The organism is Pseudomonas sp. P5_B3 (assembly GCF_056400405.1).
Window position 1 is genome coordinate 1 of record NZ_JBFULI010000046.1, and the last position, 25,369, is coordinate 25,369.

Here is a 25,369-nt window from a genome sequence, read left to right on the forward strand (position 1 = left end):
GACGACTTATCGTGAATTACGGGCTTTGGGTGCGAGTAAAGAAGTCGCCCAGAAAGTGGCATGTAACACCCGTCGTTGGTGGGACAACAGTCGATGGGCCTTGAATTGGGTGCTTAATCTCGCGTGGTTTGATCGCTTGGGACTTCCACGTCTCTCCTGACCTCAATCCCTCGAACCGCCCGGTGCGGACCCGCATGCCGGGTGGTGTGGCAGGGGTACGGTCTATGAAGGCCGTCCCCTATGCCGATTTGCCTGGCGGGTCTCTATCTTTTTTTGTTGCATTGGTTACTTCAAAGGCTCCCGCGGTTTGCTCGGGCCATTCAGCAATCTGATGGAGCGTGGGTCGGGCGATCTCCTTCGCTACACTCGGTGCATCTTCCGAGAACAACAAGGCTGTTTGCTATGCAAAATCGCATGATGATCACTGGTGCAGGCTCTGGCCTGGGTCGCGAAATCGCGCTGCGCTGGGCGCGTGAAGGCTGGCAACTGGCGTTGTCGGACGTCAGCGAGCCCGGCTTGCAGGAAACCCTGAAACTGGTCCGCGAAGCCGGTGGCGACGGTTTCATCCAGCGCTGCGACGTGCGCGACTACAGCCAGTTGACGGCGTTCGCCCAGGCCTGCGAAGTCAAGCTCGGCGGCATCGATGTCATCGTCAATAACGCGGGTGTGGCGTCTGGCGGGTTCTTCAGCGAGTTGTCCCTGGAGGATTGGGACTGGCAGATCGCAATCAACCTGATGGGCGTGGTCAAGGGCTGCAAGGCTTTCCTGCCGCTGCTGGAAAAAAGCAAAGGCAAGATCATCAACATCGCGTCCATGGCCGCGCTGATGCAAGGCCCGGCGATGAGCAACTACAACGTGGCCAAGGCGGGTGTGGTGGCGTTGTCCGAAAGCCTGCTGATCGAACTGGCGCATCAGGAAGTCGGCGTGCATGTGGTGTGTCCGTCGTTCTTCCAGACCAACCTGCTGGACTCCTTCCGCGGTCCGACCCCGGCCATGAAAGCCCAGGTCGGCAAATTGCTGGAAAGCTCGCCCATCAGTGCCGCCGACATCGCCGACTACATCTACCGGCAGGTCGCCGCCGGCGAGTTCATGATCCTGCCCCACGAACAGGGCCGCATGGCCTGGGCACTCAAGCAGAAGAACCCGCAACTGCTCTACGACGAAATGACCGTCATGGCCGACAAAATGCGCGCCAAGGCCAGGCAATCGGCAAGCTGATCTTGCTCGCAGGCAACGCTGTGGTTAGGGTGGCCGCCATCGGCCATCCTCGCGAGACGTTTGCATGCTCAATTACCTGTGGTTTTTCCTCGCCGCACTGTTCGAAATTGCTGGTTGCTTTGCCTTCTGGATGTGGCTGCGCCAGGGTAAAAGCATGTGGTGGGTAGTGCCGGCGCTCCTCAGCCTGACCCTGTTCGCCCTGCTGCTGACCCGTATCGAAGCCACCTACGCGGGCCGCGCCTACGCCGCTTACGGTGGCATCTACATCATTGCCTCAATCGGCTGGTTGGCCGTGGTCGAACGGATTCGTCCGCTGGGTTCGGACTGGCTTGGCGTGGCGTTGTGTGTAATCGGCGCGAGCATCATCCTGTTCGGGCCGCGATTCTCCGCATCCTGACAGATCGGCCCTACAATCAGCCGGATTGTCAGACCTTTCCGTAAGCGTAGTGCGTCATGGCTGTCAGTCCGGTCTGGTTTGCTGCCGAAGCATTGTAGGCATACCGCGGGCCGGGCATCTTCAAGGGCCAGTAACCCCTGAAGGACACTCCTCATGCTCGTACTCACTCGCGTTGTGGGCGAAACCATTTCCATCGCTGACAACATTTCCGTGCGCGTTCTCGCGATCAATGGAAACAACATTCGCTTTGGTGTCGAAGCGCCGCAGGACGTCAAAGTTCACCGCTCGGAAATCTACGAACGTATCCAGAACAAACTGGCGAAGACCAAGGGACGCTGAAGGCTTCAATCAAACAGGTGTTTGGGCACGTCGTGCTTGAGCATCAGTTGGCATTGCTCGCTTTGCGGGTCGAAGACAATCAGTGCCTGGCCCTTGGTCAAGGCCTGGCGCACGCGCAGTACGCGGGTTTCCAGTGGCGTGTCGTCACCATTGTCCGTGCCGTCGCGGGTCACGAAGTCCTCGATCAGGCGGGTGAGGGTGTCGACTTGAAGTTGGTCGTAGGGAATCAGCATAGGTACCTCGGCTGGATCAATGGCGCGATGCTACGGCGAATGCGAGATTGCCGCTAGCTTGGTTGTTTTATGTTGTCCGATCTGCCGCCATCGCGAGCACGCTCGCTCCCACAGGGCTCAGCGGCGAACCGGATAATTGTGTTCACCACCAATCAACTGTGGGAGCGAGCTTGCTCGCGATGGTGATCTCTCCAGCAACAAAAAAAACGGATCAGTTCTCCGACCGTTGCCCCACCAGACTGTCCACTGACGGTACCCGCGTATCGCTTTCCATCTGCGTGTCGTGTTCGAGTTGATGGCTGAAACGGTCCAGTGAACCCTTGGCCGGTTGCGCATCGCTGGCAAACACTGGCGGGCTGAGGATGTATGCACCGAGCAGGCGGCTCAGGGCGGCGAGGCTGTCGATGTGGGTGCGTTCGTAACCGTGGGTGGCGTCGCAGCCGAAGGCGAGCAGGGCGGTGCGAATGTCGTGGCCGGCGGTGACCGCTGAATGTGCGTCGCTGAAGTAGTAGCGGAACAGGTCGCGGCGGGCGGGCAACTCGTTGTCGCTGGCCAGGCGCAGGAGGTGGCGCGACAGGTGATAGTCATACGGCCCACCGGAATCCTGCATCGCGATGCTCACCGCATGCTCACTGGAGTGTTGGCCTGGCGCGACCGGTGCGATGTCGATGCCGACGAATTCACTGACGTCCCAGGGCAACGCAGCCGCGGCGCCGCTGCCGGTTTCCTCGGTGATGGTGAACAGCGGATGGCAGTCGATCATCAACTCTTCGCCACTGTCGACAATCGCTTTGAGCGCCGCCAGCAGCGCGGCCACCCCGGCCTTGTCGTCGAGGTGGCGGGCGCTGATGTGGCCGGTTTCGGTGAACTCTGGCAGCGGGTCGAAGGCGACGAAATCGCCGACGCTGATGCCCAGCGACTCGCAGTCGGCACGGGTGGCGCAGTAGGCATCCAGGCGCAACTCGATGTGATCCCAGCTGATCGGCATCTCATCCACGGCAGTATTGAACGCGTGCCCGGACGCCATCAGCGGCAAGACGCTGCCGCGAATCACGCCGTTGTCGGTAAACAGGCTGACCCGGCTGCCTTCGGCAAAGCGGCTGGACCAGCAGCCGAGCGGCGCGAGGGTCAGGCGGCCGTTGTCCTTCACCGCCCGCACCGCCGCGCCGATGGTGTCCAGGTGGGCGGAAACGGCACGGTCGGGGCTGTTCTTCTTGCCCTTGAGCGTGGCGCGGATGGTGCCGCGACGGGTCAGCTCGAAGGGAATACCGAGTTCTTCAAGGCGTTCGGCGACGTAGCGCACGATCGTATCGGTGAACCCGGTGGGGCTGGGAATGGCGAGCATTTCCAGCAGGACTTTTTGCAGGTAACCGAGGTCCGGTTCGGGGATTTTGCTGATCATGGAAACTCCTGATGGGTTATCGCCAGTAAGGCCGCCATCGCGAGCAAGCTCGCTCCTACAGGGGAATGCGATCAAATGTGGGAGCGAGCCTGCTCGCGATGGCATCAGTCCAGACAACACATGGCTAAGAGACCACCGGCTGACTGTACGGAAACAACAGATCCACAAACCGCTCCGCCGTCGGCTGCGGTTCGTGATTGGCCAGCCCGGCCCGTTCGTTGGCTTCGATAAATACATAGTTCGGCTGGTCAGCGGCGGACACCATCAGGTCGAGGCCGACCATGGGAATGTCCAGCGCCCGCGCGGCCCGCACGGCGGCGTCCACCAGCGTTGGATGCAGGATCGCCGTTACATCTTCAAGAACACCGCCTGTATGAAGATTCGCCGTACGTCGTACGAACAGATGCTCACCGGCCGGCAGAATGCTGCTGTAGTCGTATCCCGCGGCACGCAAGGTGCGCCGGGTTTCCTGGTCCTGCGGGATCTTGCTTTCGCCGCCCGTGGCCGCTTGCCGCCGCCGGCTCTGGGCTTCGATCAATGCACCGATGGAGTGCTGGCCGTCGCCGACCACTTCGGCCGGCCGGCGAATGGCGGCGGCGACCACTTCAAAACCGATCACCACAATGCGCAGGTCGAGGCCCTCGTGGAAACTCTCCAGCAGCACGCGGCTGTCGAAGTGGCGAGCGGCTTCTATGGCTTGCTGCACCTCCTCGATGGTGCGCAAATCCACCGCCACCCCTTGCCCCTGTTCACCATCCAGTGGCTTGACCACCACGCGCTGGTATTCATCGAGGAATGCCAGATTGTCATCGGCGTTACCCGCCAATTGCTGCGCCGGCAGGTTCAACCCGGCTGCCTTGAGCATTTTGTGGGTCAGGCTTTTGTCCTGGCACAGGCTCATGCTGATGGCGCTGGTCAGATCGCTCAGGGATTCACGGCAGCGTACCCGGCGCCCGCCATGGCTGAGGGTGAACATCCCGGCCTCGGCGTCATCGACGTGCACATCAATGCCACGACGATGTGCTTCCTCGACGATGATCCGCGCGTACGGGTTGAACGCGGCTTCCGGACCGGGCCCGAGAAACAGCGGCTGATTGATGCCGTTCTTGCGCTTGATGGCGAAGGTCGACAGGTTGCGAAAACCGAGCTTGGCGTAAAGGTTTTTCGCCTGTCGGTTATTGTGCAGCACGGACAGGTCGAGGTAGGCGAGCCCGCGACTCATGAAGTGCTCGATCAGATGCCGCACCAGCACCTCTCCGACACCCGGTCGCGCACAGTGCGGGTCGACCGCCAGGCACCACAGGCTGCTGCCGTGTTCGGGATCGTTGAAGGCCTTGTGGTGGTTGAGGCCCATGACGCTGCCGATGACCGCGCCGCTGTCCTCGTCTTCGGCCAGCCAGTACATCGGGCCGCCCAGGTGACGCGGAGTGAGCAGGGTGGCGTCGATCGGCAGCATGCCGCGCGCCTGATACAGCTGATTGATCGCCTGCCAGTCGGCATCGCTTTGCGCGCGGCGAATGCGGAAACCGCGAAACACCCGGGTCGCCTGACGGTAATCGCTGAACCACAGGCGCAAGGTATCGGACGGGTCGAGGAACAGCTGCGTCGGCTCCAGCCCCAGCACTTGCTGGGGCGCGGCGACGTACAGCGCAATATCCCGTTCGCCGGGCCGCTCGTTGAGCAACTCCCCGGCGAGGCTCGCGGCATCGGCGAAGGTGTGCCCGATCAGCAAGCGGCCCCAGCCGCAATGCACGGCAATCGGTGCCGCGCCGAGCGCACTGCGGTCTTCGGCCAGGCGTGCCTGCAGGCGTTCGTAGGAGGGCGACTGGCCGCGCAACAGGCGTTGGCTGAACGCTGTGGTATGAGGTTTCATCGGTCAGACTCCTTGTTCGCTGAGCCACAGGTTGAGGGCCGCCAGTTGCCACAGCTTCGAGCCGCGCAACGGCGTCAGTTGTCCCTGCGGGTCAGTCAGCAGAAGGTCGAGCATCGCGGGATTGAACAGGCCGCGATCCTGGCCGGGATCGAGCAGCAGCTCGCGCACCCATTCCAGCGTATCGCCCTGCAAATGCTTGAGGCCCGGCACCGGGAAGTAACCTTTCTTGCGGTCGATCACTTCACTGGGAATCACTTGTCGCGCGGCTTCTTTCAGGACTTGCTTACCGCCGTCCGGCAGTTTGAAACGCCCCGGAATCCGTGCCGACAGCTCCACCAGGCGGTAGTCGAGAAACGGCGTGCGCGCTTCCAGGCCCCAGGCCATGGTCATGTTGTCGACCCGTTTGACCGGGTCGTCCACCAGCATCACCGTGCTGTCCAGACGCAAGGCCTTGTCCACCGCCGCCTCGGCACCGGGCTGGGCGAAATGGGTTTTGACGAAGTCACCGGCGGCGTCATTCGCAGTCAGCCATTTCGGTTGCACGGTGGCGCCGTAATCGTCGTAGCTACGGTCGAAAAACGCTTCGCGGTACGCGGCATACGGATCGCTTGCACCATCCACTTGCGGATACCAGTGGTAACCGGCGAACAGTTCGTCGGCGCCCTGGCCGCTTTGCACCACCTTGCAATGTTTGGCCACTTCCCGGGACAACAGGTAGAAGGCGATGCAGTCATGGCTGACCATCGGTTCGCTCATGGCGCGGAACGCGGCGGGCAGTTGTTCGATGATTTCTTTTTCATCGATGCGCAACTGGTGATGCTGCGTGTCGTAGTGTCGGGCGATCAGGTCCGAATACTGGAACTCGTCTCCACGCTCGCCGCCGGCATCCTGGAAGCCGATGGAGAAGGTCGACAGATTGTCCACGCCGACTTCCCGCAGCAAGCCCACCAGCAGGCTTGAATCGACACCGCCCGATAGCAGCACGCCGACATCCACTGCCGCGCGTTGGCGGATGGCGACCGCTTCGCGGGTACTGTCGAGCACACGGTCGCGCCAGTCTTCGAGGGTCAGATCCGTCTCATCGGCGTGAGGACCGTAGGGCAGGGTCCACCAGGTTTTCTGCTCGGTGCGACCATCGGCTTCGATGCGTATCCAGGTGGCCGGCGGCAGTTTTTCAATTCCCGCCAGCAAGGTGCGCGGTGCCGGGACCACGGCGTGGAAATTCAGATAGTGATTGAGCGCTACAGGATCGAGGATCGGGTTGATGTCACCGCCCTTGAGCAATGCCGGCAGCGCCGAGGCGAAGCGCAGGCGTTGGCCGGTGCGCGACAGGTACAGCGGTTTCACGCCGAGTCGGTCGCGAGCGATGAACAGGCGTTGGGCATCGCGCTCCCAAACGGCAAAGGCAAACATACCGTTGAGTTTCGGCAACAAGGCTTCGCCCCAGGCGTGATAGCCCTTGAGCAGCACTTCGGTGTCGCCACCGGAATAGAAGGCGTATCCCAGGCTTTCAAGCTCGGCGCGCAATTCCGGAAAGTTGTAGATCGCCCCGTTGAAGGCCAGGGACAAGCCCAATTGCGGGTCGATCATCGGCTGCGCCGAGCCGTCCGACAGGTCCATGATTTTCAGGCGCCGATGGCCCAGGGCAACCGGCCCCTGGCTATGAAAACCCCAAGCGTCGGGGCCGCGAGGGGCCAGGTGATGGGTGATTCGTTCAACGGCTGCAAGGTCTGCAGGTTGATGATCAAAACGTAACTCGCCAGCTAATCCGCACATAAATTCCTTACCGGTTTTTCCGTTGGGGAGGGTCAATCGATACCGCGCCAAACGGCGGGTACTCAGAAAGTGACCCTCCTCGGTAAGGGGAGTTTTAGACCGATGAGTTATATGCGTGGCTGACCACGGCCGAATCGCCCCGTGAGGGCGACTTAGGCTGCTGTATCGACTACTTGCCCCGGATCAGGCGCCGCAAGGCAAACCGATTGGGATGGCAGGCTTCGGCGACGCTTCTGGGCAAGGGCAGGGGTTCGTTGTCCAGCCAGGCCGCCAGCAGTTCCCCGGACAGCGGCGCGGTGATCAGACCGCGCGAGCCGTGGCCGCTGTTGATGTACAAACCGTCAAGCCATGGGCATTCGACGTCCGGCACTTGTCGGGCATCCTTGCCCAGCGCTGCATACGCCTGAGCGAACGCCTGGGTGTCGGCCAATGGTCCGACGATTGGCAAGTAGTCAGGGCTGGTGCAGCGAAAAGCGGCGCGCCCCTGGAGGCTTTCAGGCGCAAGTTTGTCGGCCTGTAGACGCTCGACCAGATCGTGGGAAATCTCTTCGAGCATGGTCAGGTTGCCCAGGTGTTCGGCCGTGGTCGGCGTCAGGTCATCGCTCTTGAAATCGAAACTGGCCCCCAGCGTGTGTTCGCCCAAACGTGCAGGGGCGACATAGCCTTCGGCACACACCACGGTGCTCAGGGCCTGGCTTTGCGGGGTTTGCCCCAGGCGGGTGATTTGCCCGCGAATGCGTTTGAGCGGTAACTCGGCACTCTCGGGGAATCGCCGGATTTCGGCGGCCCCGGCCAGCACCACCACCGGTGCACTGGCGAGCAGACGCTCGCCGTTCCAGGCTTGCCACTGATCGTCAACCTTGCGCAGTTCCAGCGCATCGCGATGGGTGAGCAATTGAATTCGCGGGTGCGCGGCCTGCCACTGGCACAGCGCCGGTGGGTGGACCCAGCCGCCTTCGGGATAGAACAGGCCCCCCTGTGCCAGCCCGATACCGGCCACGGCCTGTGCCTCGGGTTGATCCAGCAGGTGCAACAAGTCCGCCGGAAATGCCGCGGCCAATTGCACTTGGCGTTCGGCTTCCTTGGCATCGAAGGCCAGTTGCAACACGCCGCAATCGTCCCAATCGTGACCCCGTTGCAAATGTTCGAGCAGTCGTCGGGTGTAACCGAACCCGCTGACGATCATTTGCGACAGCGCCGTGCCATGGGCCGATAACTTCAGGTAGAGCACGCCCTGCGGGTTGCCCGAGGCTTCCTGGGCGATATCGTCGTGGCGCTCCAGCACTGTCACTTGCCAGCCCCGCGCGGCGAGGCTGGCGGCGCTGGCGCAACCGGCCAGCCCGGCCCCGATCACCAGTGCCTGGCGTTCGCCGGTCAGTTGCGCCGGGCGGGCAAACCAGGGTTTATCGGGCACCGGGGCGGGCACGTCCTGGGGCCAGCCGAGGAACTCGCCGCGCAGGATTTCCCATTTGTGGCCGATGCCTGGGGTGCGTTTCATCTTGAAACCGGCGGCGTTGAGCAAGCGCCGCACCCAACCGGTGCTGGTGAATGTGCTGATGGATGCACCGGGAGCGGCCAGGCGCGCCAGTTCGGCAAACAGTTCGGCGGTCCACATGTCGGGGTTCTTCGCCGGAGCGAAACCGTCGAGGAACCAGGCGTCGATTCGGGCATCGAGTTGCGGCAGTTGCTCCAATGCGTCACCGATCAGCAGCGTCAGGGTGACGCGACCGTTATCCAGCGTCAGGCGCTGAAAACCCTGATGGATCGCCACGTACTGCGCCAGCAATTGATCGGCAAACACCTTGAGTTCCGGCCAAAGCGCCAGGGCACGTTGCAAGTCGGCCGGGCTCAACGGGTACTTTTCGACGCTGACAAAATGCAGCCGCGCTCCGGCCGCCGCGTGTTGTTCGAACACCTGCCAGGCACACAGAAAATTCAGTCCCGTGCCAAAGCCCGTTTCACCGATGACCAGGCGTCCGCCCTCCGGCAAGGCAGCAAAGCGTTCCGCCAAGCGGTTCTGCTCGATAAAGACATAGCGGGTTTCGTCCAGCCCCGACTGGTCGGAGAAATACACATCGTCGAACACTCGCGAATACGGACGACCTTGGTCATCCCAGTCGAGCTGGGCGTGGGGCAGTTCAGGTTTCATGGCAGGCTCGGCAACGGCAAGGCCGACATTCTAGCCGATCGATGGCGTGGCCAAGCTCTTTGTGGCGAGGGGACCATCAGGAAAATCTCTGCTGACCCTCAGTTCCATCCGCTAGTCTTGCTCACATCTGGAAGGGAGCCGCTCATGTTTGAATCTGCCGAAATCGATCACGCCATCGACAAAGACACCTATGACGCCGAAGTCCCGGCCCTGCGCGAAGCGTTGCTCGAAGCGCAATTCGAATTGCAGCAGCAACGCCGCTTTCCAGTGATCATTTTGATCAATGGCATCGAAGGTGCGGGCAAGGGCGAGACGATCAAGGTGCTCAACGAATGGATGGATCCGCGTCTGATCGAGGTTCGCACGTTCGATCAGCAAACCGACGAAGAGCTGGCGCGGCCACCGGCCTGGCGGTACTGGCGGATGCTGCCGGCCAAGGGGCGCATGGGGATTTTCTTCGGCAACTGGTACAGCCAGATGCTGCAGGGGCGGGTCCATGGCGAGTTCAAGGATCCGCGACTGGACCAGGCGATCAACGGCGCCGAGCGCCTGGAAAAAATGCTGTGCGATGAAGGTGCGCTGATCTTCAAGTTCTGGTTTCACCTCTCCAAGAAGCAAATGAAGGCGCGACTCAAGGCGCTGGCCGACGACCCGCTGCACAGCTGGCGTATCAGCCCGTTGGACTGGCAGCAGTCGCAAACCTACGACAGGTTCGTGAAATATGGGGAGCGGGTGCTGCGGCGCACCAGCCGTGACTATGCGCCGTGGCATGTGATCGCCGGGGCGGATGCGCATTATCGCAGTCTGGCCGTGGGGCGGATTCTGCTGGCGGGCCTGCACGGCGCATTGCAGCGGCCGACGATCCACCCGGAAAAGGTCAGCGCCGCGCCAGTGTTCCCCAGCGTCGATCAAGTGAACCTGCTCGACAGCCTGGACCTGACCCTGAACCTGGACAAGGATGATTACGAAGAACGGCTGATCACCGAGCAAGCGCGGTTTTCCGGGTTGATGCGCGACAAGCGCATGCGCCGCCATGCACTGGTGGCGGTGTTCGAGGGCAACGACGCGGCGGGCAAGGGCGGGGCGATCCGTCGGGTGGCGGCAGCGCTTGACCCGCGCCAGTACAGCATCGTGCCGATTGCCGCGCCCACCGAAGAAGAACGGGCTCAGCCCTATCTGTGGCGTTTCTGGCGACACCTTCCGGCCCGGGGCAAGTTCACCGTGTTCGACCGCTCCTGGTATGGCCGGGTGTTGGTGGAGCGCATTGAAGGTTTTTGCAGCCCGGCGGACTGGCTGCGTGCCTACGGTGAAATCAACGATTTCGAAGAACAGCTCACCGACGCCGGTGTGATCGTGGTCAAGTTCTGGCTGTCCATCGACAAACAGACGCAACTGGAGCGCTTCGAGGAGCGCGAAAAGATTCCCTTCAAGCGCTTCAAGATCACTGAAGACGACTGGCGCAACCGTGAAAAATGGGATGACTATCGCGCGGCGGTCGGTGACATGGTCGACCGTACCAGCACCGAGATTGCGCCATGGACCCTGGTGGAAGCCAATGACAAGCGCTGGGCACGGGTCAAAGTCTTGCGCACTATCAACCGGGCACTGGAGGAGGCTTTCGAAAAATCCGACCGGCATGAACGCAAGCGTAAGGACAAGGATTGAAGCGATGGTTACGCATACGCGAGGTGAATGATTGTCGCGGTCGGTGAAGCGCTGGACTTATGCTCGGTCCACTCTCAACTGATAACGACAATGAGGTATGTCATGCGTGAAGTGGTGATCGTCGACAGCGTGCGGACCGGCCTGGCCAAATCCTTTCGCGGTAAATTCAACATGACCCGCCCGGACGACATGGCGGCACACTGTGTCGATGCACTGTTGGCGCGCTCCGGTATCGATCCGGCGAGCGTCGAGGACTGCATTGTTGGCGCCGGTTCCAACGAAGGCGCCCAGGGTTTCAATATCGGTCGCAATGTCGCGGTGCTGTCGCGCCTGGGCATCGGCACGGCCGGCATGACCCTCAACCGCTTCTGTTCCTCGGGCTTGCAGGCGATCGCCATTGCTGCCAACCAGATCGCTTCGGGTTGCAGCGACATCATCGTCGCCGGCGGTGTCGAGTCCATCAGCCTGACCATGAAGAGCGTCAACACCGACAACCTGATCAACCCGCTGCTCAAGGAGCAGGTGCCGGGCATCTACTTCCCGATGGGCCAGACCGCTGAAATTGTCGCGCGTCGGTACAGCGTCAGCCGTGAAGAGCAGGACCTGTATGCGCTGCAAAGCCAGCAGCGTACCGCAGAGGCGCAGGCCGCTGGGCTGTTCTGCGATGAAATCGTACCGATAGCGGTGAAGTATCGTGTCGAAGACAAAAGCACCGGTCAGGCACAGATCCTCGACGGCATCGTCGACCGCGATGACTGCAACCGCCCGGACACCACCCTGGAAAGTCTGTCCGGGTTGAAACCGGTTTTCGCAGAAGATGGCTCGGTCACGGCCGGCAACTCTTCGCAACTGTCTGACGGCGCGTCAATGACCCTGGTAATGAGCCTGGAAAAAGCGCTGGAACTGGGGCTCAAGCCGAAAGCGTTCTTTCGCGGTTTTACCGTGGCCGGTTGCGCGCCGGACGAGATGGGCATCGGCCCGGTGTTTTCGGTACCGAAACTGCTCAAGGCCAAAGGCTTGCGGATTGACGACATCGACCTGTGGGAACTCAACGAAGCCTTCGCCTCGCAGTGCCTGTACAGCCGTAACCGCCTGGAAATCGACAACGCCCGGTACAACGTCAACGGCGGCTCGATTTCCATCGGTCACCCGTTCGGCATGACCGGTTCGCGTCAGGTCGGGCATCTGGTTCGTGAATTGCAGCGACGCAATCTGCGTTACGGCATCGTCACCATGTGCGTGGGGGGCGGGATGGGGGCTACGGGACTGTTTGAGGCGGTGCGTTAAACCTCGATATTTCTCGTTGTCGGTTAGATAGCCATCGCGAGCAAGCTCGCTCCCACAGGTTTTGTGGCGTACACAAGATTAATGATCGCCGCTAGACACTGTGGGAGCGAGCTTGCTCGCGATGGGCGCGCCACGGTATTGCGACCTGCACAGTTTCATTCGCGGCCAGACCCAAACTGTGCCTGTGTACGCCACCGCTCCAGGCCTAGAATGACGGCTCCTGTCAGTTGGCGTTGGGGTTCACATGCACATTTCATCGGGTCGCTGGGGTTACGGTCTGTTCCTGGCCTTGTTGACCGCGTTGTTGTGGGGAATCCTGCCGATCAAGCTCAAGCAGGTGCTGCTGGTGATGGACCCGGTGACGGTGACCTGGTTTCGCCTGTTGGTGTCTGGCGGCTGCCTGTTCATTTACTTGGCGGCCACCAGGCGCCTGCCCAGCCGCAAAGTGCTCGGTCCTCGTGGTGGCTGGCTGGTGCTGATGGCGGTGCTCGGCCTGGTCGGTAACTATGTGCTGTATTTGATGGGCCTGAACCTGCTCAGCCCCGGCACGGCGCAACTGGTGGTGCAGATGGGGCCGATCATGCTGCTGATCGCCAGCGTGTTTGTGTTCAAGGAGCGGTTCAGTCTGGGGCAGGGGATCGGGTTGTTGGTACTGCTGATGGGTTTTGCGCTGTTTTTCAACCAGCGCTTGAGTGAATTGCTCACGTCGCTGACCGACTACACCGCCGGCGTGCTGCTGGTGCTGCTGGCGTCCACGGTCTGGACCTTCTATGCCCTGGGGCAGAAGCAATTGCTGACGGTGTGGAATTCGCTGCAGGTGATGATGGTGATCTACCTGTTTTGCGCGCTGCTGTTGACGCCGTGGGTGCATCCGCTCGAAGCGTTGCAATTGAACCCGTTGCAGGGTTGGTTGCTGCTGGCGTGCTGCCTCAACACCCTGATTGCCTATGGCGCGTTTGCCGAGGCCCTGGCCCATTGGGAGGCCTCCCGGGTCAGCGCAACGCTGGCCATCACGCCGTTGGTGACTTTTGCGGCGGTTTCCATGGCTGCGTGGTTGTGGCCCGACTATGTGCATGCCGAGACGATCAATGGTTTGGGTTATGGCGGTGCGGTGCTGGTGGTGCTGGGGTCGGCGCTGGTGGCGTTGGGGCCTTCGCTGATTGCCGGGTTGAAGGCGCGGAAGGTGCGGATGGCGGCCAGTTAGACCGCGTCATCGTTCATCGCGGGCAAGCCACGCTCCCACAGGTTTTGCGTCGTCCACAATGTTCATGAACGACTCGAAACCTGTGGGAGCGTGGCTTGCCCGCGATGACGGACTGTCAGGCGCTACAGAACTCAGCCCTTGGCCCCAGCCTCCAGCATATTCTCCGGCCTCACCCATGCATCGAACTCTTCGTCCGTCAGATACCCTAGCTGCAACGCCGCTTCGCGCAAGGTCAGTCCTTCGCTGTAGGCCTTCTTGGCGATCTTCGCCGATTTGTCATAGCCAATGTGCGGGTTGAGCGCCGTCACCAGCATCAGGCCTCGTTCCAGGTGTTCAGCCATTTTTTCCGCGTCCGGCTCCAGACCGGCCACGCAGTGCTGCTGGAAGTTGCTGCAGCCATCAGCCAGTAAACGGATCGATTGCAGCAGGTTATGGATGATCACCGGTTTGAACACGTTCAGCTGCAAGTGGCCCTGACTGGCCGCAAAACCGATGGCGACGTCGTTGCCCAACACCTGGCAGGCCAGCATCGACAAGGCTTCGCACTGGGTCGGGTTGACCTTGCCCGGCATGATCGAACTCCCAGGTTCATTGGCCGGCAGCTTGACTTCGGCAAAGCCTGCGCGCGGGCCGGAACCCAGCAGGCGCAGATCGTTGGCGATCTTCATCAGGGTCACGGCGAGGGTTTTCAGCGCGCCGGACAGCGTGGTCAGCGGTTCATGACCGGCCAGTGCGGCGAACTTGTTCGGTGCGGTGATAAACGGCAAACCGGAGAGGGCGGCCAATTCTGCGGCGATGGCCTCGCCGAAGCCGTGGGGTGAATTCAGCCCGGTGCCGACGGCCGTTCCGCCCTGGGCCAGCTCGCAGACCGCGGGCAGTGCGCTGCGGATTGCCCGCTCGGCGTAATCGAGTTGTGCGATGAAGGCCGAGATTTCCTGGCCGAAGCTGATCGGTGTCGCATCCATCATGTGGGTTCGGCCGGTCTTGACCAGTTTCATGTGGCGGGCGGCCAGTTCGGCCAGCCCGCCGGACAGTTCGCTGATCGCCGGCAGCAAGTGCTGTTGCACCGCCTGGACGGCCGCTATGTGCATGGCGGTGGGGAAGCAGTCGTTGGAGCTCTGGGAGCGATTGACGTGATCGTTGGGGTGCACCGGAGACTTGCCGCCACGGGGGTTGCCGGCCAGCTCGTTGGCGCGACCGGCGATCACTTCGTTGACGTTCATGTTGCTCTGGGTGCCGCTGCCGGTTTGCCAGACCACCAGCGGAAACTGGTCGTCGTGGTCGCCGGCGAGCACTTCGTCGGCCGCCTGCTCGATCAGGCGGGCGATATCGGCGGGTACGTCGCCGTTGCGATCATTGACCCGTGCCGCGGCTTTCTTGATCAGCGCCAGGGCATGCAACACCGCCAGCGGCATGCGTTCGTTGCCGATGGCGAAGTTGATCAGCGAGCGTTGCGTCTGAGCGCCCCAGTAGGCTTCATCCGGGACTTCAACCTCGCCGAGGCTGTCGGTTTCGATACGGCTCATCTTGCTCACTCCTGTAGGTCCGATTGCGCAGTTTAGGCCGTGATCCACAGCCGTGGTTCCATTAGTCTGAATTTGACCATTCAACCCCTCTAAATCAAGCGCGACAAGGCTCGGGGTTGAGCGACACACTTTTTTAGGCGCAGAATGGATGCCCTTGGGGTCTTACCTCGCCAGCTAGAAAAGGAAACTCGATGACTCGTCTTCGTGCCATCTGTACCGCCGTTGCTTTGGTCTGCGCCAGCGGCCAGGTTCTTGCCGACACCGCCAGCCATAACGCCAGTGCCGAGGCTTTCCTGACCATGGCGCACGCTGACAAACTGGGCACCCCGGTGTACATGCAAGTACAGCAGATGTTTGCCCAGCGTTTCGAACAGACCAAAGCCCCTGAGTCGAAAAAAGCCGTGCTGGAAACTTACCAGGCCAAGGCCAACGCCGCTCTGGACCAGGCCATTGGCTGGAACAAACTCAAGCCGGACATGATCAAGCTCTACACCACCAACTTCACCGAATCCGAGCTCAAGGACCTGGTTGCGTTCTACCAGTCGCCACTGGGCAAGAAAGTCCTGGAAAAAATGCCCCAGCTGACCCAGCAATCGGCCCAGATGACCCAGGCCAAGCTGGAAAGCGCGGTGCCGGTGGTCAACAAGCTGTTGGCTGACATGACCGCCGAGCTGACGCCGAAAGACGCGGCTGCACCAGCCAAGAAAAAGCCTTAAGCGGAGTTCGGTATGACCATGCAACAACGCATCGAATCGACGCTGGGCCTGCTTCAGCCCGAGCATCTGCAAGTGCTGGACGAGAGCCATATGCACAGCCGTGGGTTGCAAACCCATTTCAAGGCTGTGGTGGTCAGTGCACAGTTCGAAGGCCTGAACCGGGTCAAGCGCCACCAGAAGGTCTACGGCACGCTCGGCGAGCTGATGGGAGAGTTCCATGCGTTGGCGCTGCATACCTACACGCCAGAGGAATGGGCACAGATCGACGCGGCTCCGGCCTCGCCGACCTGTGCTGGCGGCAGCAAGCACTAAACACCGGTTTTTTGTTAGAATGCCCAACGCGCCGCTAACCCGGCGCGTTTTTTTTCGTATCCGGTTCACCCCTTACGAGGGTAGCCACCTGGAGATTTACCCATGACACAACAGATTGTCGTGGCGGCACTGTATAAGTTCGTCACTCTGGAAGATTACGTCGCCCTGCGCGAGCCCCTGCTGCAAGCGATGGTCGACAACGGCATCAAAGGCACGCTGCTGATCGCCGAAGAAGGCATCAACGGCACCGTGTCCGGCAGTCGCGAAGGTATCGACGGACTGATGGCCTGGCTCAAGAACGACCCTCGCATGGACGACATCGATCACAAAGAGTCGTACTGCGACGATCAGCCGTTCTATCGCACCAAAGTCAAACTCAAGAAAGAAATCGTCACCCTCGGCGTGGAAGGCGTGGACCCGAACAAAAAGGTCGGCACCTACGTCGATCCGCAGGACTGGAACGCGCTGATCAGCGACCCGGAAGTACTGCTGATCGACACCCGTAACGATTACGAGGTCTCGATCGGTACCTTCGAAGGCGCCATCGACCCGAAAACCACCAGTTTTCGCGAATTTCCCGACTACATCAAAGCCAACTTCGACCCGGCCGTGCACAAGAAGGTCGCGATGTTCTGCACCGGCGGCATCCGTTGCGAGAAGGCGTCGAGCTACATGCTTAGCGAAGGCTTCGACGAGGTCTATCACCTCAAGGGTGGCATCCTGAAGTATCTCGAAGAGGTGCCACAGGAAGAAACCAGGTGGCAGGGCGACTGCTTCGTGTTCGACAACCGCGTGACCGTTCGTCACGACCTGAGCGAAGGCGACTACGATCAATGTCATGCCTGCCGCACGCCGGTCAGCGTGGAAGACCGCGCGTCCGAGCATTACGTGGCCGGCATCAGTTGCCCGCATTGCTGGGATAAGCTGAGTGAGAAGACCCGTCGCAGCGCCATCGACCGGCAGAAGCAGATCGAACTGGCCAAGGCTCGTAACCAGCCTCACCCGATCGGCTTCAACTACAAGCAAGCATCCTCCGAGGCCTGAACCATGTCTGCGCGCCTGCTCTATGTGATGGACCCGATGTGCTCCTGGTGCTGGGGGTTTGCTCCGGTGGCCAACGCACTGGTCGAACAGGCGCAAGCCGCAGGCGTGGAGGTGCATCTGATCGTGGGTGGTTTGCGCACCGGTAGCGGTGCCGCGCTGGAGCCGAGTACCCGGCGCTATATCCTCGAACACTGGCAGGCGGTCACCAAGGCCACCGGCCAGCCCTTCAAGCTTGAAGGCGCGTTACCCGACGGCTTTGTCTACGACACCGAGCCAGCCTGCCGGGCACTGGTGACGGCGCGCACACTGGCACCGGATTGTGCCTGGAAACTGCTCGGGCTGATTCAGCATGCGTTCTATGCCGAAGGGCGCGACGTCACCCGCGCCAGTGTGCTGGTGGAACTGGCCGAACAGGCCGGTCTGCCACGCATCGAATTCGCCGCCGCGTTTGACCGCGCCGATATGCACACCGCGACGGCGGCTGATTTCACCTGGGTCCAGGACCTGGGCATTGCCGGTTTCCCCACCCTGCTGGCTGAGCGTAACGGCCAACTGGCATTGTTGACCAATGGCTATCAGCCTTTGAGCGAGTTGTCCCCGCTGCTCGGCCGCTGGCTGGAGCGTGCTGCCTGTGCATGACCTGCCCGATGATGTTGCCTCCGCTAAACGTGTCGACCGTCTGAGCTGGGCGGAAATCCGTCGCCTGGCCCTGCATCACAAGAAATCCCTGTGGATCGCCAACGGCGTGGCCGTGCTGGCGACCTTGTGCAGCGTACCGATTCCCTTGCTCCTGCCGTTGCTGGTGGATGAGGTATTGCTGGGGCATGGTGATGCCGCGCTGAAGATCATGAACCACGCGCTGCCCGAAGGCTGGCAGAAGGCCGCGGGCTACATCGGCCTGATGCTGCTGGTGACCCTGACCCTGCGCTGCGCGGCGTTGATGTTCAACGTAGTGCAGGCGAAATTGTTCGCCGGGCTGGCCAAGGACATCGTCTATCGGATTCGTGTGCGGCTGATCGAGCGACTCAAGCGCATCTCGCTGGGCGAATACGAAAGCCTGGGCAGCGGCACGGTGACCACGCACCTTGTGACTGACCTGGACACGCTGGACAAATTCGTCGGCGAAACCCTCAGCCGTTTCCTCGTGGCCATGCTGACCCTGGTCGGCACGGCAGGCATTCTGGTGTGGATGCACTGGCAACTGGCGCTGCTGATTCTGCTGTTCAACCCCTTGGTGATCTACGCCACGGTGCAATTGGGCAAGCGGGTCAAGCACCTGAAGAAACTCGAGAATGACAGCACTTCGCGCTTCACCCAGGCACTGACCGAAACGCTGGATGCGATCCAGGAAGTTCGCGCCGGCAACCGCCAGGGGTTTTTCCTCGGTCGCTTGGGGCAGCGCGCCCGGGACGTGCGGGACTACGCGGTGAATTCGCAATGGAAGACCGATGCGTCGAACCGGGCCAGCGGCTTGCTGTTCCAGTTCGGCATCGATATTTTCCGGGCCGCGGCGATGCTCACCGTACTGTTTTCCGACCTTTCAATCGGCCAGATGCTCGCGGTGTTCAGCTACCTGTGGTTCATGATCGGTCCGGTTGAACAACTGCTGAACCTGCAATATGCCTACTACGCAGCCGGTGGTGCGCTGTCGCGAATCAACGAGCTGCTGTCCCGAGCCGATGAGCCCGAGTACTCGGGTGGAGTCGACCCGTTCAGTGGTCGCGAGACGGTCGGGCTGGAAGTACAGGGGTTGAGTTTCGGTTACGGTGATGAACTGGTCCTGAACCAGATGAACCTGTCCATCGCCCCCGGCGAAAAGGTCGCAATCGTCGGTGCCAGTGGCGGCGGCAAGAGCACGCTGGTGCAACTGCTGCTGGGCTTGTATACGCCGCTGGCGGGCACCATTCGCTTTGGTGGTTCAACCCAGCAAGAGATCGGCCTGGAAACCGTTCGGGAAAATGTCGCCGTGGTCCTGCAACATCCGGCGCTGTTCAACGACACCATCCGCGCCAACCTGACCATGGGCCGCGAACGCAGTGACGAGGCCTGTTGGCAGGCGCTGGAAATCGCCCAATTGCACGGCACGGTCCGGGATTTGCCCCATGGCCTGGACAGCATCGTCGGGCGCTCCGGCGTGCGTTTGTCCGGCGGACAACGCCAGCGTCTGGCCATCGCCCGGATGGTGCTGGCCGAGCCCAAGGTGGTGATCCTCGACGAAGCCACCTCCGCGCTCGATGCCGCCACCGAATACAACCTGCACCAGGCACTGGCGCGGTTTCTGAGCAACCGCACCACGCTGATCATTGCCCACCGTCTTTCGGCGGTAAAACAAGCCGATCGTGTGCTGGTGTTCGACGGCGGGCAAATTGCCGAGGACGGCGACCACCAGCAACTGATCGCCGAAGGTGGGTTATACGCCAAGCTGTATGGGCATTTGCAGCAGTTGTAGCGAGCCGCCGATTCAATACGATAAAAAACATGATCGCGACCGAATTCAGCGGCCGCGATGTTCCCTCCGGGCAAAGCTTGTCGCTTGCCGGGACCGGGATCGCAACCTAGTCTAGCTGTAGCGATTTCGTCCGGAAGACGAGCGAGCAGTGCTAACGCAAGGGACCTCATGAATCAAAAGCGGACTCTCGGAACGCCACGGCTGTTGGGCATCGTCTGGCCATTTATCGCCGTTGTGGTGTTTCAGGCCCTCTTGGGCGGTGTCAGCCTTTATGTGCTGTCGGCTGTTCGCGGTTATGTCGCCGGTGAGAGCCTGTGGTCCAAGGGCCAGAAAGACGCCATCTATTACCTCAATCTCTACGCCGACAGCGGCGACGAAGCGATTTTTCATAAATACCAGAACGCCATTTCCGTGCCTCAGGGCGGGCATGAATTGCGTGTGGCGCTGGATCATCGGCCGCCGGACATCACGGCGGCACGGGTGGCGATCCTCAAGGGCGGCAACCATCCGGATGACATCACCAGTGTGATCTGGCTGTACCTGAATTTCCGGCACTTCAGTTACCACGAGAAAGCCATCGACCTTTGGATGGTGGGCGACGCGTATCTGGTGCAACTCGATGCCGTTGCGCGGGAGATGCATCAGCGCATCACCACCAGGCAGGCCACCGATGCCGATATCAAGCGCTGGAAGGATCAGATATTCGTCATCAACGAAAGTGTGACACCGGCGGCGAAGGCCTTCAGCGATGCCTTGGGCGAAGGCTCGCGGATGATCCTGCGACTGTTGCTGGTGATCAACCTCGCCACCGCCCTGGGCTTGATTGCATTGGCCTTGATGCGCACCCATAAACTGCTCAAGCAGCGCCATGCCTTCGCCGATGCGCTGCAACTGGAGAAAGAACGGGCGCAGATCACTCTGCAATCGATTGGCGATGGCGTGATCACCACGGATGTTTCCGGTGCGATTGCCTACATGAATCCGGCGGCCGAGGCATTGACCCACTGGAAGGCCGAGCAGGCGACAGGGTTGCCGCTGGCGGCGCTGTTCAACCTGCTGGATGAAAATGCACAGAGCGACGGTTTCACCCTGATCGAGCATATTCTGAGCGGCCAACTCAGTGGCGGCAGTGAGCACTCCAAGTTGATTCAACGCCTGGACGGCAGCACGGTGTCGGTCACGCTGGTGGGTGCTCCGATCCGCAATGCCGGCAAAGTCAGCGGAACGGTGCTGGTGCTGCATGACATGACCCAGGAGCGGCAATACATCGCCAATCTGTCGTGGCAGGCGACCCACGACGCCTTGACCGGGCTTGCCAACCGCCGCGAATTCGAATATCGCCTGGAACAGGCGCTGCACAACCTGACCCGCCATTCGGGTCGCCATGCCCTGATGTTCCTCGATCTGGATCAGTTCAAGCTGGTCAACGATACCTGCGGTCACGCGGCAGGCGACGAACTGTTGCGGCATATCTGTGCCTTGTTGCAATCCGGGCTGCGCGAAGGCGATACCCTGGCGCGCCTTGGCGGCGACGAATTCGGCATCCTGCTGGAAAACTGCGCGCCGGAAGCGGCGGAGAAAATTGCCGAGAGCCTGCGTCAGACTGTGCAAAATCTGCATTTTGTCTGGAAGGGCCGGCCTTTCGTGACCACTGTCAGCATCGGGCTGGTCCATGTTGCGCAGAATCCGACGACGCTCGAAGCCTCGCTGCGTGCTGCCGACATGGCGTGCTACATGGCCAAGGAAAAGGGCCGGAACCGGGTCCAGGTCTATCATCCGGATGACTCGGAGTTGTCCCTGCGCTTCGGCGAAATGGCTTGGGTGCAACGTTTGCACATGGCGCTGGAGGAGGACCGCTTCTGCCTGTACGCCCAGGAAATTGCCCCCTTGGGTCATGTCGAACAGGGCGGCGGGCACATTGAGATTCTGCTGCGATTGCATGACGAAGCCGGGCGGATGATCTTGCCCGACAGCTTCATTCCGGCAGCTGAACGCTATGGCCTGATGAGTTCGCTGGATCGTTGGGTTGTGCAGAACGTGTTCAAGATCATTGCCCAATGCCGGGCCGAGCCACACCGTGGGCCGCTGGCCATGTGTGCGATCAATCTGTCAGGCACGACGATCGGGGATGAGGCGTTCCTGGACTTCCTGCGCGAACAGTTTGTGACGTATTCGATTCCGCCTGAAATGATTTGTTTTGAAATTACTGAGACCAGTGCTATTTCAAATCTTGGCAGCGCCATTCGATTCATTAATGAACTCAAAGGCTTAGGGTGCTATTTTTCACTGGATGACTTTTGCGCCGGAATGTCCTCATTCGCGTACCTGAAACATTTGCCTGTAGACTTCCTGAAGATCGATGGGAGTTTCGTAAAGGATATGCTGGACGACCCGATTAACCGCGCCATGGTCGAAGTGATCAATCACATCGGTCATGTCATGGGTAAGCGCACGATTGCCGAGTTTGTCGAAACGCCCCAGATCGAGCAGGCATTGCTGGAGATCGGGGTGGATTACGCTCAAGGGTATGTGATTGAACGCCCGCATTTGTTTACCTTTGATAGCCTGTTAAGTCGTCCCGCCAGGCCTCAGCCGCTGTTGTTCAAGGCCCCTGGCACGTTCCGTTGAAACTCCTGCCGGTCTTACAATCACAATCAAAAGGAGCTCGACAGTGATCGACACATTCAACCGAACCGGACCGCTCATGGAAGCTGCAAGTTACCCTGCCTGGGCCCAGCGCCTGATCCAGGATTGCAGCGAGAGCAAGCGCCGGGTTGTCGAACACGAACTGTACCAACGCATGCGAGACAACAAACTCAGTGCAAAGACCATGCGCCAATACCTGATCGGTGGCTGGCCGGTGGTCGAACAGTTCGCGTTGTATATGGCACAAAACCTCACCAAGACACGCTTTGCCCGTCATCCCGGCGAAGACATGGCCCGTCGCTGGCTGATGCGTAATATCCGCGTCGAATTGAACCACGCCGATTACTGGGTGCACTGGAGCCGCGCGCACGGTGTCAGCCTGGAGGACCTTCAGGCGCAGCAGGTTGCACCGGAGCTTCATGCCTTGAGCCATTGGTGTTGGCACACCAGTTCATCCGACTCGCTGATCGTTGCGATTGCCGCCACCAACTACGCCATCGAAGGGGCGACCGGGGAATGGTCGGCGGTAGTCTGTTCCAGCGGCATCTACGCCACCTCGTTCCCCGAGGAGGATCGCAAGCGGGCGATGAAGTGGCTGAAGATGCATGCCCAGTACGACGATGCCCATCCATGGGAAGCCCTGGAAATCATCTGCACATTGGCGGGCACCAACCCGAGCAAATCCCTGCAGGTGGAGTTGCGCCAGGCTGTGTGCAAGAGCTACGACTACATGTACCTGTTTCTCGAGCGTTGCATGCAGTTGGAGCACGCAGAAAGAGCACCGGTCGCGCGTGAGCGGATGGCACTGGCCGAAAGCTGATTCAATCGCTGCTTGAAAAAACTGTGGGAGCGAGTCTGCTCGCGAATACGGACTGTCAGTCAACATCATCGTTGAAGGTCAGATCCCATTCGCGAGCAGGCTCGCTCCCACATTGGTTTGTGTGGTGGCTGAAAAATCAGCCCGCCATCTTCAGTCGGTTACGACCTTCGCGCTTGGCTACATACAATGCACTGTCTGCCCGTCGCAACAGGCTTTCGGCAGACTCGCCGGGTAACAGTGTCGAACAGCCGAGGCTGACTGTCAGCACGATCAGATGACTATCGGCCAGGTACTCTTGCGACTGCACTGCGAGCCGCAGTCGTTCCCCGACCATGGCCGCGGCCTCGCGGGTGGTGTTCGACAGCAGGATCAGGAACTCTTCACCGCCATAGCGAAACACCATGTCCACGTTGCGCAGCTGGTTTTTGATCGAGGCAGCGACCGCCTTGAGCACGTCATCGCCGGTGCTGTGGCCGTGGGTATCATTGACTTGCTTGAAATGATCGATGTCCAGCATCAGCACCGATAACGGTTGCAGATGGCGCCGGGATATCTCGATTTCCCTTTGCAGCGTCTGGTCCATGGCGATGCGGTTGCCGGTGCCCGTCAGCGGGTCGCGCAGTGCGCTTTGGGTGGCGGTACGGTAAAGCAGCGCGTTGCGCATCGGGAAAAGCAGCGCGGCCAGCAGTGATTCGAGATTGCCCTGTTCCTGTTCGCTGAAGCGCTGATTGCGGCGGAAAATCAGCTCACCCAGGTGTTCGCCTTCGTGGCTGAGGCTGTAACTGATGGAGTGGTGGCCGCGTTGGCCGAACTCCAGACGCAAGTCACTGCTCTTGTGCAGGTAGCACAAAGCGTCCAGCGGTACCAATCGCTGAATCTCGCGATAGAACGTCCCAAGAATGCGTTGCGGCTCCAGACTGGTTTGCAGCTGCAGGCTCAGTTGCTGGCGCAATTGCGCAAGACTGACAGGCCTTGCCAGAAGAGGCGGGTGCTGACCAAAGCCCAGGCGCTGCAATTTGGCGCTATCGAAGTCAATTGCGTTGGTCTGGGAAGGTGGTTTCATAAGGCGTGCGCCCCTAAGCAGTAAGGCTGTCTTACAAGCAGGGTGAGAGCGGCTTAGGCTGCGCGTCGTACTGGTCCGTCAGTCCCGTAGGACATTTCGTACAAGTTTAATCTGCTTTGTAGAAGAAGAGTAATCGCCGCACTCAAGCTTCGTCCCGTCTGCTTTCACGTTGCGTGTCTGAGCAAAGTTAGAGCGAAAGTCGTGCCATTCGGTTCATCTGAATAAAAATCGTATTAAATCAACTGGTTGTGCTTCGTCTATTACTTTTGCAGCGCTGCATGTGACGTTTGTTTGACAGGTACCTGGCGTGTATTCGAGTGCCGCGACAGGAAATCGGCGCGGCACCAAAAAGCGACGTACGGTCGCTACTGGGCGTTGAACGCCTGGCCGTTGATACCGGTGCTGTCCGGGCCCATCAGGTAAAGGTAGACCGGCATGATCTCCTCGGGCGTCGGGTTGTTCAGCGGATTTTCACCCGGGTAAGCCTGGGCGCGCATGCTGGTGCGGGTAGCGCCCGGGTTGATGCTGTTGGAGCGTACCGGGGCCACGGTATCGACTTCGTCGGCCAGGGTTTGCATCAGGCCTTCAGTGGCGAATTTGGAGACGCCATAAGCGCCCCAGTACGCACGTCCCTTGCGGCCGACGCTGCTGGACGTGAATACCACCGAGGCATCTTGCGACAGCTTGAGCAGCGGCAGCAGAGTGCTGGTGAGCATGAACATGGCATTGACGTTGACTTGCATGACCCGCATGAAGTTTTCGCCGGACAGCTGCTCGATCGGCGTGCGCGGGCCGATGATCGAAGCATTGTGCAGCAGTCCGTCGAGATGCCCGAATTCGTTTTCGATCATCGCCGCCAGCTCATCGTATTGATGGGGCAGGGCGGTTTCGAGGTTGAACGGGATCACCGCCGGTTGTGGATGGCCGGCGGCTTCGATTTCGTCGTAGACCTGGATCAGGTTGGCTTCGGTCTTGCCCAGCAGCAGCACGGTTGCGCCGTGGGCCGCGTAGGTTTTTGCCGCTGCGGCGCCAATACCGCGTCCTGCGCCGGTGACCAGAATGACCCGATCCTTGAGCAGTTCGGGGCGGGCGGAATAATCAAACATAAAAACCTCGACAATAATTCTTCAGGTCAAGCGTTATCCCTGTGGGAGCGAGCCTGCTCGCGATGGCGGTATCAAATTCAACATCAATGCTGACTGATCCGCCGCTATCGCGAGCAGGCTCGCTCCCACATTGGTAATGCTCAC

21 protein-coding genes and 1 pseudogene are annotated in these 25,369 nt (G+C 60.6%); 14 read left to right on the forward strand and 8 right to left on the reverse strand.

The window, feature by feature from the left end:
• The 4 genes and pseudogenes from AC1DRN_RS22840 to csrA form a co-directional block, all read left to right on the forward strand.
• A pseudogene (locus tag AC1DRN_RS22840) lies at positions 1–160 on the forward strand (group II intron reverse transcriptase/maturase); the annotation flags it as partial.
• A 242-nt stretch (positions 161–402) separates the two neighbouring features.
• A complete protein-coding gene (locus AC1DRN_RS22845; RefSeq protein ID WP_223462446.1) occupies positions 403–1,218 on the forward strand; it encodes an SDR family oxidoreductase in 816 nt (271 codons plus the stop codon).
• A 64-nt stretch (positions 1,219–1,282) separates the two neighbouring features.
• A complete protein-coding gene (locus AC1DRN_RS22850) occupies positions 1,283–1,615 on the forward strand; it encodes a YnfA family protein (RefSeq protein ID WP_008004345.1) in 333 nt (110 codons plus the stop codon).
• A 153-nt stretch (positions 1,616–1,768) separates the two neighbouring features.
• On the forward strand, positions 1,769–1,954 hold the full coding sequence (gene csrA / locus AC1DRN_RS22855) for a carbon storage regulator CsrA (protein ID WP_223462447.1): 186 nt from the start codon (positions 1,769–1,771) through the stop codon (positions 1,952–1,954).
• Between the two features lie 5 nt (positions 1,955–1,959).
• Here the strand turns inward: csrA and AC1DRN_RS22860 are convergent, their stop codons facing one another.
• The 5 genes from AC1DRN_RS22860 to mnmC form a co-directional block, all read right to left on the reverse strand.
• Positions 1,960–2,187, reverse strand: a complete 228-nt coding sequence (locus tag AC1DRN_RS22860) for a YheU family protein (protein ID WP_223462448.1) — start codon at positions 2,185–2,187, stop codon at positions 1,960–1,962.
• A 211-nt stretch (positions 2,188–2,398) separates the two neighbouring features.
• Complete coding sequence (locus AC1DRN_RS22865; RefSeq protein WP_263289819.1) at positions 2,399–3,589, reverse strand: osmoprotectant NAGGN system M42 family peptidase; 1,191 nt, start codon at positions 3,587–3,589, stop codon at positions 2,399–2,401.
• A 124-nt stretch (positions 3,590–3,713) separates the two neighbouring features.
• Complete coding sequence (gene ngg / locus AC1DRN_RS22870; protein WP_223462449.1) at positions 3,714–5,462, reverse strand: N-acetylglutaminylglutamine synthetase; 1,749 nt, start codon at positions 5,460–5,462, stop codon at positions 3,714–3,716.
• Positions 5,463–5,465: 3 nt separating this feature from the next.
• The gene (locus tag AC1DRN_RS22875; RefSeq protein ID WP_223462450.1) at positions 5,466–7,238 is read right to left on the reverse strand and encodes an N-acetylglutaminylglutamine amidotransferase; all 1,773 of its coding nucleotides are present in this window, start codon (positions 7,236–7,238) and stop codon (positions 5,466–5,468) included.
• Positions 7,239–7,407: 169 nt separating this feature from the next.
• Entirely contained in the window at positions 7,408–9,387 is a 1,980-nt protein-coding gene (gene mnmC, locus AC1DRN_RS22880) for a bifunctional tRNA (5-methylaminomethyl-2-thiouridine)(34)-methyltransferase MnmC2/FAD-dependent 5-carboxymethylaminomethyl-2-thiouridine(34) oxidoreductase MnmC1 (RefSeq protein WP_223462451.1), read from the reverse strand.
• Between the two features lie 144 nt (positions 9,388–9,531).
• Here mnmC and pap point away from each other — a divergent pair, with 144 nt between their 5' ends.
• The 3 genes from pap (at position 9,532) to AC1DRN_RS22895 (ending at position 13,543) form a co-directional block, all read left to right on the forward strand.
• A complete protein-coding gene (gene pap / locus AC1DRN_RS22885) occupies positions 9,532–11,052 on the forward strand; it encodes a polyphosphate:AMP phosphotransferase (protein WP_223462452.1) in 1,521 nt (506 codons plus the stop codon).
• A gap of 102 nt (positions 11,053–11,154) precedes the next feature.
• Positions 11,155–12,339, forward strand: coding sequence for a thiolase family protein (locus AC1DRN_RS22890; RefSeq protein ID WP_223462453.1), 1,185 nt, complete (start codon positions 11,155–11,157; stop codon positions 12,337–12,339).
• Between the two features lie 244 nt (positions 12,340–12,583).
• Positions 12,584–13,543, forward strand: coding sequence for a DMT family transporter (locus AC1DRN_RS22895; protein WP_223462454.1), 960 nt, complete (start codon positions 12,584–12,586; stop codon positions 13,541–13,543).
• 131 nt (positions 13,544–13,674) lie between these two features.
• On the opposite strand, the gene AC1DRN_RS22900 is transcribed toward AC1DRN_RS22895, so the two are convergent.
• Positions 13,675–15,069 carry a class II fumarate hydratase gene (locus tag AC1DRN_RS22900; protein WP_223462455.1) on the reverse strand — a complete coding sequence of 465 codons (1,395 nt, stop codon included), beginning with the start codon at positions 15,067–15,069 and terminating at the stop codon, positions 13,675–13,677.
• Positions 15,070–15,260: 191 nt separating this feature from the next.
• On the opposite strand from AC1DRN_RS22900, the gene AC1DRN_RS22905 reads away from it, so the two are divergent.
• From AC1DRN_RS22905 to AC1DRN_RS22935, 7 genes are all read left to right on the forward strand, one after another.
• Entirely contained in the window at positions 15,261–15,785 is a 525-nt protein-coding gene (locus tag AC1DRN_RS22905; RefSeq protein WP_108215400.1) for a DUF2059 domain-containing protein, read from the forward strand.
• Positions 15,786–15,797: 12 nt separating this feature from the next.
• Positions 15,798–16,097, forward strand: coding sequence for a BolA family protein (locus tag AC1DRN_RS22910; RefSeq protein WP_057713758.1), 300 nt, complete (start codon positions 15,798–15,800; stop codon positions 16,095–16,097).
• Between the two features lie 102 nt (positions 16,098–16,199).
• Complete coding sequence (gene trhO / locus AC1DRN_RS22915) at positions 16,200–17,141, forward strand: oxygen-dependent tRNA uridine(34) hydroxylase TrhO (RefSeq protein WP_457266327.1); 942 nt, start codon at positions 16,200–16,202, stop codon at positions 17,139–17,141.
• A gap of 36 nt (positions 17,142–17,177) precedes the next feature.
• Complete coding sequence (locus AC1DRN_RS22920; RefSeq protein WP_223462509.1) at positions 17,178–17,780, forward strand: DsbA family protein; 603 nt, start codon at positions 17,178–17,180, stop codon at positions 17,778–17,780.
• Positions 17,773–19,590 carry an ABC transporter ATP-binding protein gene (locus AC1DRN_RS22925; protein ID WP_223462457.1) on the forward strand — a complete coding sequence of 606 codons (1,818 nt, stop codon included), beginning with the start codon at positions 17,773–17,775 and terminating at the stop codon, positions 19,588–19,590. Before AC1DRN_RS22920 ends, AC1DRN_RS22925 begins: the two co-directional genes overlap by 8 nt.
• A gap of 168 nt (positions 19,591–19,758) precedes the next feature.
• Positions 19,759–22,218 carry an EAL domain-containing protein gene (locus AC1DRN_RS22930; protein ID WP_223462458.1) on the forward strand — a complete coding sequence of 820 codons (2,460 nt, stop codon included), beginning with the start codon at positions 19,759–19,761 and terminating at the stop codon, positions 22,216–22,218.
• Positions 22,219–22,294: 76 nt separating this feature from the next.
• Positions 22,295–23,056 carry an iron-containing redox enzyme family protein gene (locus AC1DRN_RS22935; protein WP_263289821.1) on the forward strand — a complete coding sequence of 254 codons (762 nt, stop codon included), beginning with the start codon at positions 22,295–22,297 and terminating at the stop codon, positions 23,054–23,056.
• A 136-nt stretch (positions 23,057–23,192) separates the two neighbouring features.
• Here AC1DRN_RS22935 and AC1DRN_RS22940 read toward each other — a convergent pair whose 3' ends face one another.
• Together AC1DRN_RS22940 and AC1DRN_RS22945 are read right to left on the reverse strand one after the other, a co-directional pair.
• On the reverse strand, positions 23,193–24,119 hold the full coding sequence (locus AC1DRN_RS22940) for a GGDEF domain-containing protein (RefSeq protein ID WP_223462460.1): 927 nt from the start codon (positions 24,117–24,119) through the stop codon (positions 23,193–23,195).
• Between the two features lie 365 nt (positions 24,120–24,484).
• A complete protein-coding gene (locus tag AC1DRN_RS22945; protein WP_223462461.1) occupies positions 24,485–25,225 on the reverse strand; it encodes a YciK family oxidoreductase in 741 nt (246 codons plus the stop codon).
• Between the last annotated feature and the right edge of the window lie 144 nt (positions 25,226–25,369).